The sequence below is a fragment of the Rhodobacteraceae bacterium LMO-JJ12 genome (genome assembly GCA_021555075.1).
In the GTDB taxonomy this organism is placed as follows: Bacteria; Pseudomonadota; Alphaproteobacteria; order Rhodobacterales; family Rhodobacteraceae; genus JAKGBX01.
This window is the reverse complement of sequence record JAKGBX010000002.1, coordinates 345,260-358,530: the sequence shown is the minus strand read 5'-3', so window position 1 is coordinate 358,530 and position 13,271 is coordinate 345,260. Positions and strand designations below refer to the sequence as shown.

The window sequence follows — 13,271 nt, the reverse complement described above, 5'->3', positions numbered from 1 at the left end:
ATTCCTGAATTGCGCAGGGGTGACATTATCGCTTTGCGGCTACATATGTAATACGTACAATGAGAGTTATGTTAAATATCGCGTACGCGGGTCCGAAAATCGAGCCGTTCGTGTCAGACTTGCGATTGAGTGCAGATACTGCACTTTTACAAGAAATGGAAAGATCGTGCAGCGCAAATGCTCCTGATCTCTTAGCCCAGCACGAAAATTCTGATCGGCATCCAGAGACCCATCACCACCATCATGACATTTTCGGTGAGCGAGACGAAACCAAGCGGGACATTGCTCTCCCCGCCAACACAGGCGCATTTCAACTCGCGCTTGTCTATATAGACCGCTTTGATAACCGATATCGCGCCGACCGTTCCGATGAACAAAGCGACGGGTGCCGACAGCCAGGTGAGCGCGCCGGCGACCATGAGGATACCGGCGAATGCCTCGCCGAACGGATAAATCTTGCCGTAGCGTACCCATTTGCGCGCCAGCAGGTCGTAATTCAGGAACATCGTTGAAAAACTCTCTACGTCCTGCAGCTTTTGCACGGCGAGGAAACACATGGAAATTGCAATAGACCACTCGATGGCCCTCAGGGTGAATAAGGCCTGGAAGCTGAACCACGACAGGCCGAGCGCCATCAGGAATGCGACGGAGAAGATCGCGATCACCGGTTGATAGGATGTCTCGGCGCGTTCATTTTTGGGTGCGTCGATATCGAAATGAACCCGCAATTCGTCATATCCGCCGATCCGCTCACCGGTGATCCAGGTTTGCGGTGTCGTTTCGACGCCGTGCTTTTCCATGAAAGCGTCGGTTTCCTCACGTGTGGTCAGATGGTGATCCTCGACCCGGTATCCTTCACGTTCGAGCAAGTCTTTCGATTTGAGACCATAGGGGCAGAGATGATCGGGCATGACCATCCGGTAAAGCTCGGCTGTACTAGGTGTGTTCTTGGACACGAAACTCCCTCCGCTTTCAGGTTCAGGCACCACAGTCATAAAAACCGCGATACCCTGCCCGCAGGCCGACATCGAGTTCAAGAACGAGGTTGGCTTCCTGCATCTCGCGATTGCCTATCTCCAGGGTATCGGTCCCGTCCGGCGTGATCAGCCGCAGAGACATGCCGTCGATGTTCCACGTCGTTATCGGGCTGTTGCCGCTGCTCTCGTCGTCGAGTCGCACCAGATCGCCGCTGATCTTGACGAGGGCCGCCGCACTGCCGCCCACTTCGCCAACCACAAGCGCAGGTTTGCTGGTCGTCGTATAGTTGAATGTGCAGGTGGCACCGCTGGGAAACAACTGTGCAATGTCTTCGTCGGTCAGAAATTCAAGATCGAGGATGGCTATTTCGGCGGATGAAAGCGCCTCGTCCAAGCCGACAATCTGGGCCGGTTCACTATTGCCCTTGCCCTGTTCGGTCGCTTCACCATTCGCGTCGATGTCGTTCACAAGATACTGCATCTCGGCGATTTCCTTATCCTGAGCAAAGATAATTTGGTCCGCCAGTTTTCTGACGCGCGGATCAGAGATATTGGCGCGGCTTGACGTCATGATCGCGATGGAGTGGTGCGGTATCATCGCACGCATGTAGCTGGTGTCCCCAACCGTAACCTGACTGCGGACGAGCCAGAGCGAGGCGGCAAAGGCCACGACGGCTCCGGCAAAAATGGCGGCATTGATGCTCTTGCTGGAATACATGGACAGCATGAAACCAAGCATGATGACCGCCATCGTCGCGCCCATCAGCAGCGCCATGTAGGCGCGCGTCTCTGACCAAAATACGTGGGTCCAGAGAAAGGTGTTCAAATACATCAGGATGAACATCACCACCGTAGAGGTGGCAATCATCGCAAAAAAACGTCCGTATGACATGAGTATCTCCGGTATCGAAAATGTATTTACTGTTGTAGGGAACAACTCTCCAGCGCTGGAATGTTCCATCTTGTCCGGAAATGTTTGGCATGTGGCCGGATTGCTCAATCGTCACGGTGTGTCGTGATCAAGAAGATCGTCGAAGCGGAACAACTGATGAGCAGAAAACCGTTCAGCGTCTCGACCCCTGCGAGCAAGCGCAGATGCCCTGTGGGATAAATGTCGCCAAGCCCCAGTGAGGTATAGTTCACGACTGAGAAATAGAAGACGTCCATGGGCGAAATGACGTTTTCTTGGACCAAGCCACCGAGACCCATCGATTCGCCGATTACCAGGCCGACGGCATAGAACCCGGATTCGATCACATGAGCGGGCGCCAGCACTAGAGTGCGACCAGCAAACTGCCATTGCGTGATGCCACCAGCTTCGTTCTTTCCATGGCGAAAGACACTGCACGAACATGCAAAAGCCCGCTCAGACCGAAGAGTACGACTGCCAGTATCGCGGCCCAACCCATAGCGGACTGCCGCTCTAGCCGGTCTCTTTCAGTTGTTCTTTATTTTTTTTGCTCCCTCGCCAGATCGGCCAGGATTGGACAGTCGGGACGGTGGTCGCCCGCGCAAGCGTTAACCAGATGTGCGAGCGTCGCGCGCATCTGGTTAAGCTCCACTATCTTATGGTCGATCCTCTCAAGATGCTCTTCTGCGATCTGTTTCACCTCGGCGCTGGCACGGTCAGTGTCAGCGTAAAGCTTCAAAAGGTTTCGACAGTCCTCGATGGTAAAGCCCAAGGCACGGGCTCTGCTCAGAAATGCCAGCTTGTGCACGTCGCTTTGCCGGAAACTGCGGTAGCCGTTGGCACTGCGCAAGGGCTGCACAAGCCCGATATCTTCATAGTAGCGGATCGTTTTGGCGGGTACGCCCGAAAAGTTGGCCACTTCTCCGATGTTCATCGTCTATTCCTTTTCATTCGGCTGGTTCAGGTGACAGGGACGCGGAAGGCTGGGCCAATTTCGCCTCATCCATCGCCGGACGAACCCGGCGCAGGCGCAATGCGTTCGTCAGGACGAAAACGGAACTGAGCGCCATGGCTCCCGCGGCCAGCACCGGTGAGAGCAGAAGGCCAAATACCGGGTAAAGCACGCCTGCCGCCACGGGGATCAGGGCGACGTTGTAGCCAAAGGCCCAGAACAGGTTCTGACGAATGTTGCGCATGGTGCGGGTCGAAACCTCGAACGCGTTCACGACGCCACGCAAATCGCCGGACATCAAGACCACATCGGCGGATTCGATGGCCACGTCGGTCCCGGTGCCGATGGCGATCCCCACATCCGCATGAGCGAGCGCAGGAGCATCGTTGATCCCGTCACCGACAAAAGCGATGCGCCGTCCGTTCCCGCGCAATTCGTCCAGCGCCGCGACTTTACCGTCCGGCAAGACGCCAGCGATCACGTGGTCGATGCCCGTTTCTCGCGCAATGGCCTCTGCGGTCTCACGTTTGTCGCCCGTTATCATGGCGACCTTCAGCCCCAGATCATGCAGCGCGCTGATCGCCGCTGCGCTGGCGGGTTTCACCGGGTTGGCCACGGCGATCACTGCGGCCACACGCCCTTCGATGGCCGCGAACAGCGCGGTGCGGCCCTGTTCCGCGAGACGCCGTTCTTCATCGGCCAGCACGCCGATTTCCAGCCCTTCGCGTATCATCAGGCGGTCGGCCCCGACTAGGACATCGCGTCCAGCCACCTCTGCGCGGACACCGTGTCCGGTGATGGACTCAAAGTTTTCGATGTTATGCCGCGCGACGTTCTCTGCACGCGCTGCCCGAACGATTGCGTCGGCGACGGAATGTTCCGACTGCGCTTCCACCGCTGCGATAAGCGCCAAGACGTCCGCCCTGTCGAACCCGTCGGTCAAAACCAGATCGGTCAGTTCGGGGCGGCCTTCAGTTACCGTGCCGGTTTTGTCTAGCGCCACGACATCGACGCTCGTCAGCTGTTGTAGCGCGTCGCCCTTGCGAAACAGCACGCCCATCTCGGCAGCCCGGCCGGTACCGACCATGATCGAGGTCGGCGAGGCCAGTCCCATCGCGCAGGGGCAGGCAATGATCAGCACAGACACGCCCGCCACCAATGCGTAGGAGAGAGCGGGTGATGGTCCGGCCAGCAACCAGACGATCACCGTCAAAACGGCCAGCATCATGACAGCGGGCACGAACCAGAGAGTGATCCGGTCCACCATGCCCTGAATTGGCAGCTTGGCCCCCTGCGCCTCTTCGACCATCCGAATAATTTGCGCCAGGGTCGTATCGGCCCCGACGCGGGTTGCCCGAAACTGGAAGGCCCCTGTGCCGTTGACCGTGCCGCCGGTAACAGGATCGCCAGTCGTCTTGGCCACGGGCACCGGTTCGCCGGTAATCATGCTTTCATCAACCCGTGCGCTACCATCGGTCACCTCACCGTCCACGGCGATCCGCTCGCCCGGGCGCACGACAAGGATATCGCCCGTGCGAATCTGTTCGATTGCCACGTCTTGTGTGTCGCCGCCCACCAAGACCCGCGCGGTACGCGCCTGCAGGCCAAGCAGTTTCTGGATCGCGGCCCCGGTGCGCCCCTTGGCACGCGCCTCCATCCAGCGGCCCAGAAGGATCAGACCCACGATCACCGCCGCCGCTTCAAAATAGACAGCACGCGAGGCTTCGGGCAAAAGTGCGGGGGCAAACAGCGCCACAAGCGAATAAAGATAGGCAGCCGAGGTGCCGACCGCGACAAGGCTGTTCATGTCCGGCGCGCCCTTGAAGAGCGCCGGAAAGCCCTTCGTATAGAAGGCACGACCGGGCCAGACTAAGATAGCTGTGGTCAGCACGAACTGGATCATCCAACTGGTCTGATGGCCGATCGTGCGACCGATCAGATCATGCATGCCTGGGATAATATGCGCGCCCATTTCCAACAGGAACACCGGCAAGGCAAGCGCCGCAACCAACGCTGTCTTCGGGCCAGCTTACGCGCCTCGCCCTCTTTGCGGGCGCTGTGGTCTTCGGGCGCAGTGTCCTGCGCGGACTCTGCCGGATAGCCGGCATCCTTCGCCGCCTTAAGCAAGTCTGCCAGATCCACCGCACCTTCAACATAGGTGACCGTCGCAGTCTCGGAGGCGAGATTCACGTTCACATCCAGTACACCCGGCACAGCCCCCAGGGCCTTGTCAACGCGCCCCACGCAAGAGGCGCAGGTCATCGACGCCACGTTCAGCCGGACGCTTTGAGTCCGGGCAGGATAGCCCGCCTCGTCAAGCGCCTTTATGGCTTCGGAGATGCGACCGGGCGCATCAATCTATGCCTGCGCTGTTTCACTGGCAAGATTGACACTGACGTTACTGACCCCCGGCAGCACAGACAGAGCCCGCTCGACCCGCCCGACACAAGACGCGCAGGACATGTTCTGCACCGAAATTCGAAGGGTTAGTGGGGTTGGCATGGACGACTCTTGAGTTTGTTTACCTTTAGATTAGATAGAGGTTCCACCCAATGGAAGGTCAATAAGGTCACAATATTTTCCGTCGACTCTTGACCTTCTCACGGTGGAACGCCTCACCTGAATGCAAGTTCGAAGGAGATAGACATGACCAGATTGAACGTTCCGGACATGAGCTGCGGGCACTGCACCGCTGTAATCGAGAAGGCGATCATGGCGATCGATCCAACCGCCAAGATTTCCTGTGATCTCGGCGCGCACACTGTCGACGTAGAAAGCTTTCTGAGCGAGCGAGCCATATCCGAAGCAATCCGCGATGCCGGTTATGACGTAAGAACGCCGGCGGCGACCTGACACAAGAAATGGCGCCGACTACTCCGGCGCAAATTTCAACACTTCATGTGATCGATGAGATCAATCTTTGTCCCGAACCTTTTCGACAAGTGACTCTAGCTGTTCCTGTTCGACAAAGCCCGGAACCAGATTGTCACCGATCACGAAAGACGGTGTTCCGTTGAATCCTAGTGCCTGTGTCAGGCGCATTGAAACGTCAATATGTTGCTGCACCTCGGGCGCTTCCATATCGGCGCGCAGTTGTTTAATGTCGAGCCCGACTTCCTCGGCCACGCGCATAACCGACGTTTCCTCTGCGCGTCCTTTCAAACCCATTAGTGCCAAGTGAAATTCCTCGTATTTGCCTTGTTGCCGCGCGGCAAGGGCAGCTTTGGCCGCAAATACCGAACCGTCCCCAAGGATGGGCCATTCGCGATAGACGAGCCGGATATTCCGATCAGCGTCCAACAACCCCTGAACCTCGGGCATGGCCCGTTTGCAATATGGACAGTTGTAGTCAAAGAACTCCACGACGGTCACATCACCCTCTGGGTTCCCCAGAACGGGCGCGTTTGGGTCATGTTCCAGCATCTGGCGCTGGTTTTCCAGAACATCCGCTTGCGCTGTGGCCTGATCCACCGCTTGCTGCATTTCAAGCAGTTGCACCGCTTCCATAACGATCTGCGGGTTTTCTCGGATGGCTTCCAGCGTGAGTTCTTTGATACGTGCATCGCTCAGATTCTGGGCGAAGCTTGCGATCGGGGTGATTGCCAGGCCAAGCGCTAGGGCGGTGGTTTGTATAGGGCGCATTGTCAATTTCCTTCTCTCTGGGTCTCAGCGGCGCTGCGTTCAGCCTGCACTTCGCGCTGTCGGTTCGGCCAAGTGGATTTGATATAGGCGAGGATGTTCCAGATTTGCGTATCGCTCAGTTGATCACCAAAGCCCGGCATGCCACTTTCAAAATCGACACCCTGACGTGCGAGGGCCGCTTTGCCCCCCAATTTGGTGTAGTCGAACAAAATGCTATCGGCGTGGTGCCATGTGTGGCCGGTTTCATCATGGGGTGGGGCAGGAAGAACGCCATTTGGGTCGGGTGAGCGCCAGTCGGGCTGCCCTTCAAGACTGGCGCCGTGGCAGGAAGCGCAGCTGCTCTGGTAAAGCCGTTCGCCTTCTGCCAGATCAAACGACTGCGGTGCGTCGTGGATCTGGGTGCTCCCGTGCGTTATCAGCCAGCCGCCAAGGCTGGCAGTTGAAATCAGAATAACGGTTAGGATCAGGTATCCTCGCTTCACGTTACCTTCATCCAAGTTATCATACCCGACGCCGCATGACTGAGCATGTGACAATGAAACAGCCAGTCCCCCGGATTGTCAGCGACAAACCCGATGGTCCGGGTCTCGCCTCCGAACATCAAAAGTGTATCGCGAAACGGGCCAAGACCACCGTCTTTACCGATCTCGCGAAAGTGCATGCCATGAAGATGCATCGCATGGGGGAAGGACGTGTCATTATATATCTCAAGCGCGACAGTCTCGCCTTTAGAGACACTCAAGAGCGGTGTATCGGTCATGCCGATTGTTCCGTTGAAGGCCCAGAACTCGTTCGCCTCGACCAGTTCGCGAAAGCTCTTGCGTTCACTATTCAGGATGGCAGAATCCAGCGTTCCCATTGCACCGCCCTGCATGTTAAGACGCGCATGTGTGGCGGTATCGAGGCCCGTCACCACCATCCTGGGATTGGGCGGCAAGGCCAAAGGCTCGGCACGGCGGGCAGTTGAAGCCCGACCTTTGACGGGGAAGGCCACTTGCGACACGCCTTCCTGGTCCTCGATGCGAACAAGATGTGCCGCTTCGCCCGGCTCTGCGGTGATATCCACGATCAGATCAGCGCGTTGGCCCGGGCCCAGGATCAATGTCTCGGTCACCGGTTCCGGTTGGCTCAATGGCATCCCGTCGAGCGCGACGGTCCAGCCTTCCATCCCCGAAAACGTCAGCACGAAAATCCTCGCATTCGCCGCATTGATGAGCCGGAGGCGCAATCGCTCGTTCTGTTGCACCCCCCGCGAATGGTCAAAGCGCCCGTTTGTGGCGATAAAATTGCCGCGGCGACCTGCATGGCTGCGATCGTGGCGCGAAGAGAAATCCGTGTCGATCTGTGCCGTTTCCGGATCAAGCAGCCAATCATCTAAGATTAATACCTCTTCGCTATCCACGTCAGGTGCATCGGCCTCCTCCACGATCAGCGCGCCGTAGAGGCCACGTGCCACCTGCTCGGCCGATCGGTTATGAGCGTGATACCAATAGGTTCCAGCATCGGGTACCAGGAAATCATAGTTGAAGCTCTCGCCGGGTTCGACGGCCAGTTGAGTCAAGCCAGCAACCCCGTCCATCGAGTTGTCGGTGCGAATCCCGTGCCAATGGATGGAACTTGCCTGCGGCACTTCGTTGCGGAACGAGCGTTGCACGCGCGACCCTTGCGCCAACCGCACTTCGGGGCCGGGCATCACGCCGCCATAGCCCCAAATTTCCGTCCTTGGGTAGGACGTCGGTGCCAATTGGACAGCCGCCGTCTGAGCCTTGATCTCAACAAATCCGGGCGTTGCGGCGCCAGCCAATCTGGGCAATGCCAAGGCTGCGGCGGTTGCCGCGCCCTGCATAAGGAAGTGTCGCCGTGTCGTCATTGTATTCCGTGTCCTGGGGTTTGACGGGACGGGGCAGGCCGCACCGCCTAGTTGGTCGAATTTTGGCTCGGATACCGGACGCAACAGCCTGCGTCACAGCACACTGTGGCGCCGTGCCAAAAGTGAAAAGCGCGCAGCAAAACAATTGGTTCGACGATAGGTCTTTCACCTCTCAAAAGATGCCGTTTTCTTTCTGAAGCTCGCGCACATAGCGCGCGATCATTTTCACATCGGCATCGGTTAAGCCCTCGACGGGAGGCATATTGCCAAAGCGCCAGTGATGGGACTGAACTCCGTTTTTCGCCGCCATAACAAAAGCCATATCCGAATGGTGGTTCGGCTCATATAATATGTGAACCAGTGGAGGGGCGACACCGTTCTGGCCAGCTGCGTCCTCGCCATGGCACTGCGCGCATTTCGCCTCAAATGCGCGCTTTCCCATCTCGGCGTTGGCCGACAGCTCGGCCGGAAGCGTCACCTGCGCGATAGGTGCGCCTTCTGCCAACGCACTCGTATCGGGGGGTACCATAGAGTGGCCAGCACCCTGCGCGGAGGGTTGCGATGCATTCCAAAAGAAAGCGACGCCACCCAGCACGAAAAATGCGATGATCGCCAAAAGCATTTTGTTCATGTTTTCATTTGTCCTCTTGTGTCTCACAAACAATTCAGATTAGTTTAACCTGCGTTCCGACAGGCGTGCGGTCGAAAACCTCTTCAATCTGTTCGTTGTAGAGTCCGATGCAGCCGTTCGAGGATTTACGGCCAATCTTGCGCGTGTCGTTGGTGCCATGGATTCGGTAGTACTGCCATGAAAGATATAGCGCATGCGTTCCCAGCGGGTTGTCGGGGCCTGGGCCTACGAAATCCGGCCATTCGGGATTGCGCTTTTTCATTGACGGCGTCGGCGCCCAGCTTGGCCCATCGACCTTTCTGATCACCTCGGTATAACCGCGGCGGGTCAATTCATCGGTCAGCGGCACTGATGTTGGATAAACATTCATCTCGCCATCCGCTGTCCAGTGTTGCAACACCATGGTCGTGGTGTCTGACAACAGAATACCCTTTCCCAAGGCATCAAAATGGTCCTGCCATTCATGTAACCGGAAAGACGATACATTTCTGCGCACTGGCGCTTCCTCCTGCGCGCGAAGCACCGACGGGCTCGCCAGCGCGATCATGCTGCCTGCCGATGCAACAAGGAACCCGCGCCGATCGATCGGCTTGAGAGTTTGCTTTGCCATAGCCTGCGTCCTGATTTGTTTATCTGTTGTCGGAGTTTTAATCACCTTCCCGCACGGGAGGGTCAAGCAACGGCAGCCTGACAAAACAGTGATTTTTGTAACGGTTTGTATCGTTGACTTTCCCGTTCGGGAAGCCGCTAGGAACGCCGCTAGGAACAAGGTTGAACTATTGGAGATGTAATTCGAATGAAAGAAGTCGTAGTGAGGTCACAAAGCGGTACCCCAGCCAATCTGATGAAATACGGCATGTGGGCCTGCTGCGCCGTGATGTTCGTACCAATCGCTATCTATTTTGCTGCGGGCGGTTTGTCGGCTGGAGTAACCAGCAACATCTTCGTTTTTGCGCCATTGCTCCTTTGCGTAGGTGCTCATTTTGTGATGCATCGTTTCATGGGAAAATCGTGCCATAATACCTCGAAGGATACCGATATCGCTGCCGAAAAAGCGCCGATTCCGGTAGACCGAGAGATTGCAGCTGAGTAGCTTCTGCCGGAGCTGCACAGCATTCCGGCGGCTCCTCGCACTTTCGCTCGTTCTTATTCTTGGCGCGTGTTCCCAATCTCCCCAGCAATGTCTTCAACGCGATGTCACGAGAGTGTCGACAAGTGCCAGATCTGCCCTGGTGCCGGAGGGCTGTACTGCGAAGGATTTGGGGGCGAATGGACTGAAGGTTCTTGAGTGCCAGGACGGTCGCGAGGGCTTCTCGTTCGAAACGACACCGCCCACATAAGAGTTTCGGTATGTGTCTCTCCCAATCGACACTGGAAACTTCAAATGCTCAATGGGAAGTGAGTGAATGGGCTCCCCGACGTGACGATGATCTTGCGCAATACGCTGATCGGTTGTGCAGTCATTCAAGGTGATGCTAACCACAATACACTGCTGCTGGTTGCCGCCATGGAGAAAGAAGAATGATGGGCATCGACATACGTTGTCACATGATCACTAAAACGCCGAACGCGGTTCGTCGGTTGATTGTATCCCTCGCCCTCTTAGTGGCGGTCTTTGTCGCGCTCACGGGTTCGCTGAATGCAGCCACATCGGAAAGCTTCGCCGATTCGGCGGTCGAAGCCCATTTGATAACCGCTGAGAACGGTGTCACGCCCGGTGCGACGACCCTGTCGGCCGGCCTGCATCTGCAACTGGGAGAAAACTGGAAAACCTACTGGCGCTCGCCGGGAGAAGTCGGCTTTCCGCCTTCGATCGATTGGGCCGGTTCACAGAATGTGGCAGATGTCAGCTTTCTCTGGCCAGCGCCGGAACGTTTCACCGCCTTCGGTATCGAGAATTTCGGCTACCATGACGAGGTCGTGTTTCCGCTCCGGGTCACGCTGTCCGAGCCCGGCGCACCTGCGCGATTGTCTGCGCGGGTAAATCTGTTGATCTGCTCCACGGTCTGTGTGCCGCAGGATTTCAACCTTTCGCTGACACTGCCTAGGGCAAGTGGAATTGACGATGCCGCGGCGGCGCTCATCTCGGCCTACGCAGACAAGGTGCCCGACGATGGTGTCTCCAGCGGCATCTCGATTGAAACGGCCTACCTCAACCCCGAAATGACGGCCTTGACGCTGACGGCCCGCAGCGATCAGCGTTTCGTTAATCCGGATGTTTTTCCGGAGCTGGGCGAAGGCACGGCCTTTGGTAAACCCGATATCCGGTTGGGTGATAATAATCGTCTGCTTTGGGTGGAGCTGCCAATCTTGACATCGGCCAATGAACCAACTGCATTGCAGATCACCGTAACCGATGGCAATCGTGCTGCGACGCTGACACCTGACTTGTCTGAAGGTGCAGCGGTGCCACCTTTCAGGATAGACCAGACGCTGACGGGGTTTGCAGAATTGGCCTGGATCGCCGTGATAGCCTTGCTCGGCGGGCTGATCCTGAACGTCATGCCTTGTGTTCTTCCCGTGCTATCGATTAAACTTTCTTCGGCCCTGAGGTCGCCCGATCAATCTCCGGCACGTATCCGCAAGGGCTTTGCAGTCTCCGCACTCGGAGTTCTGGCGTTCATGTGGGCACTCGCGGCCGCAACGTTAGTGGCGCGCAGTTTTGGGATGACCGTCGGTTGGGGCCTGCAATTTCAGAATCCGGTGTTTTTGACAGTGATGTTTGTCATCCTCGTCATCTTTTCGGCCAATCTGTTTGGTGCGTTTGAATTCACCCTCCCATCCTCGCTTCAGACCCAGCTTGTTCGCGCTGGCGGCGGCAAGGGATATGGTGGCGACTTCGCAACCGGCGCCTTTGCATCCATTCTCGCCACCCCCTGTTCAGCTCCTTTCCTCGGCACTGCCGTCGCCTTTGCACTGGCTGGGCGGACGGTCGATATCGCCGTCATCTTCACAGCGCTCGGGTTGGGGCTGGCATTGCCCTACCTGATCATCGCAGCCTTCCCCCAAATGGTCACGCGATTGCCAAAGCCGGGCCGCTGGATGATCTGGCTGAAAATCTTGCTGGGCCTGGCTCTGGCGGGAACGGCAGGGTGGCTTATGTGGGTTCTAAACGGTGTTGCCGGCCAGCAAACCGCGCTATGGATTGCTGGAATGAGTTTGACTGTCGTGGTCTTCCTGTCTCTCAGGCGACTACCGAGTTTCGCTCGTGTTATGGGGGCGATCGTGCTGTCGGGTGTGGCAATCATGCTCGCTGGTCTCATGTCCCAATCCGACCTTCCAACGAAGAAATTTGCGACAAACTGGTCCGCCTTTGATCGCTCGGAAATCGCCCGCCAAATTTCGCAGGGTAACGTGGTTTTCGTCGATGTGACCGCCGATTGGTGCCTCACTTGCAAAGCCAATAAGGTAATCGTTCTGGACCGTGAACCCGTCATCTCCTTATTGCGCCGACCGGGAACGATCTCGATGCAAGCGGACTGGACCCGTCCTGACGAGACCATATCACGCTATCTCGAAGGGTTCGGACGTTACGGCATACCATTCAATGCCGTCTATGGTCCGGCAGCGCCCGACGGCATCGTGTTACCTGAACTTCTGACGGCGGACGCCGTTGTGCAGGCACTTGAAGACGCACGGGGACTGGACCTCGTCACTAGCCGGAACTGATTGGCCAATACTGGCCAATCATGCCTGTGGCGCATAAAGCACCACTCGTGTGCCTGTCGGCACGCGATCATAGAGATCGATCATCTGGTCATTCACCAGCCGCGCGCATCCATTAGAGACACGGCGCGCCAATGTGGAGGGGTCGTTCGTGCCATGGATCCGCAGAAACGTATCGCCGCGTTCGGGCGTAAACAGATAGAGCGCGCGAGACCCAAGCGGGTTATTCAGCCCGCCGGGCATCCCGTCCTTCCACTGGCCGTATAGCTCCGGCTGGCGGCGCAACATTCCCGGGGTGGGCTTCCAACTGGGCCATTCCTTCTTGGCACCGACGTAGAATTCGCCTGCCTCGTAAAGCCCCGGTCGCCCGATGCCGACGACATAGCGCAGGGCCATGTCCTCAGGAAGCGTCCAGTAGAGGGCAAATTGACCCGGGTCGACATGAACTTCGTACGGCAGGAACCCCTTGGCGATAGGCACGACCTGGGGAAGCATGTCTTCCGGAAGATTGTAGTCCGGCAGCCGTTTTGGCGGATGCGCAATGGCGGCGCCCGCGGCAATGGTCATTCCTGCTGCTGCCGTTGTTCCGGTAAGAAATTCCCGCCGCCTCATGTTCCATTCCT

At 57.4% G+C, this 13,271-nt stretch carries 14 protein-coding genes and 1 pseudogene; 3 read left to right on the top strand and 12 right to left on the bottom strand.

Features of this window, described 5'->3' with window-relative positions:
* Nucleotides 1-191: 191 nt before the first annotated feature.
* The 6 genes and pseudogenes from LZG00_13760 to LZG00_13735 all read right to left on the bottom strand — a co-directional run bounded on the left by LZG00_13760 (nt 192) and on the right by LZG00_13735 (nt 5,302).
* Entirely contained in the window at nt 192-917 is a 726-nt protein-coding gene (locus LZG00_13760) for a glutaredoxin (GenBank protein MCF3595059.1), read from the bottom strand.
* A 61-nt stretch (nt 918-978) separates the two neighbouring features.
* Entirely contained in the window at nt 979-1,869 is an 891-nt protein-coding gene (locus LZG00_13755) for a DUF305 domain-containing protein (GenBank protein ID MCF3595058.1), read from the bottom strand.
* 104 nt (nt 1,870-1,973) lie between these two features.
* Nucleotides 1,974-2,252 carry a potassium channel family protein gene (locus tag LZG00_13750; protein ID MCF3595057.1) on the bottom strand — a complete coding sequence of 93 codons (279 nt, stop codon included), beginning with the start codon at nt 2,250-2,252 and terminating at the stop codon, nt 1,974-1,976.
* A 173-nt stretch (nt 2,253-2,425) separates the two neighbouring features.
* Nucleotides 2,426-2,821, bottom strand: a complete 396-nt coding sequence (cueR, locus tag LZG00_13745; protein ID MCF3595056.1) for a Cu(I)-responsive transcriptional regulator — start codon at nt 2,819-2,821, stop codon at nt 2,426-2,428.
* Nucleotides 2,822-2,834: 13 nt separating this feature from the next.
* Nucleotides 2,835-5,101 (bottom strand): annotated as a pseudogene (locus LZG00_13740) (heavy metal translocating P-type ATPase).
* A gap of 96 nt (nt 5,102-5,197) precedes the next feature.
* Nucleotides 5,198-5,302, bottom strand: a complete 105-nt coding sequence (locus tag LZG00_13735) for a heavy-metal-associated domain-containing protein (protein ID MCF3595055.1) — start codon at nt 5,300-5,302, stop codon at nt 5,198-5,200.
* Between the two features lie 183 nt (nt 5,303-5,485).
* Between LZG00_13735 and LZG00_13730 the strand changes: the two genes are divergently transcribed.
* Nucleotides 5,486-5,692: a cation transporter gene (locus LZG00_13730; protein ID MCF3595054.1), complete on the top strand. Its 207-nt coding sequence runs from the start codon at nt 5,486-5,488 to the stop codon at nt 5,690-5,692.
* A gap of 60 nt (nt 5,693-5,752) precedes the next feature.
* On the opposite strand, the gene LZG00_13725 is transcribed toward LZG00_13730, so the two are convergent.
* The 5 genes from LZG00_13725 to LZG00_13705 all read right to left on the bottom strand — a co-directional run bounded on the left by LZG00_13725 (nt 5,753) and on the right by LZG00_13705 (nt 9,592).
* Nucleotides 5,753-6,481 (bottom strand): DsbA family protein, encoded by a 729-nt coding sequence (locus LZG00_13725; protein MCF3595053.1) that lies wholly within the window; start codon nt 6,479-6,481, stop codon nt 5,753-5,755.
* Between the two features lie 2 nt (nt 6,482-6,483).
* Entirely contained in the window at nt 6,484-6,963 is a 480-nt protein-coding gene (locus tag LZG00_13720; GenBank protein MCF3595052.1) for a cytochrome c, read from the bottom strand.
* Nucleotides 6,960-8,351, bottom strand: a complete 1,392-nt coding sequence (locus LZG00_13715; protein MCF3595051.1) for a multicopper oxidase family protein — start codon at nt 8,349-8,351, stop codon at nt 6,960-6,962. Before LZG00_13715 ends, LZG00_13720 begins: the two co-directional genes overlap by 4 nt.
* Nucleotides 8,352-8,523: 172 nt before the next feature.
* Nucleotides 8,524-8,982: a cytochrome c gene (locus LZG00_13710; GenBank protein MCF3595050.1), complete on the bottom strand. Its 459-nt coding sequence runs from the start codon at nt 8,980-8,982 to the stop codon at nt 8,524-8,526.
* Between the two features lie 34 nt (nt 8,983-9,016).
* Nucleotides 9,017-9,592, bottom strand: a complete 576-nt coding sequence (locus tag LZG00_13705) for a L,D-transpeptidase (protein ID MCF3595049.1) — start codon at nt 9,590-9,592, stop codon at nt 9,017-9,019.
* 186 nt (nt 9,593-9,778) lie between these two features.
* Here LZG00_13705 and LZG00_13700 point away from each other — a divergent pair, with 186 nt between their 5' ends.
* Both LZG00_13700 and LZG00_13695 read left to right on the top strand, forming a co-directional pair.
* Nucleotides 9,779-10,075 (top strand): DUF2933 domain-containing protein, encoded by a 297-nt coding sequence (locus tag LZG00_13700; protein MCF3595048.1) that lies wholly within the window; start codon nt 9,779-9,781, stop codon nt 10,073-10,075.
* A gap of 428 nt (nt 10,076-10,503) precedes the next feature.
* Nucleotides 10,504-12,651 carry a thioredoxin family protein gene (locus LZG00_13695; protein ID MCF3595047.1) on the top strand — a complete coding sequence of 716 codons (2,148 nt, stop codon included), beginning with the start codon at nt 10,504-10,506 and terminating at the stop codon, nt 12,649-12,651.
* Between the two features lie 18 nt (nt 12,652-12,669).
* Here the strand turns inward: LZG00_13695 and LZG00_13690 are convergent, their stop codons facing one another.
* The gene (locus LZG00_13690; protein MCF3595046.1) at nt 12,670-13,260 is read right to left on the bottom strand and encodes a L,D-transpeptidase; all 591 of its coding nucleotides are present in this window, start codon (nt 13,258-13,260) and stop codon (nt 12,670-12,672) included.
* Nucleotides 13,261-13,271: the final 11 nt, after the last annotated feature.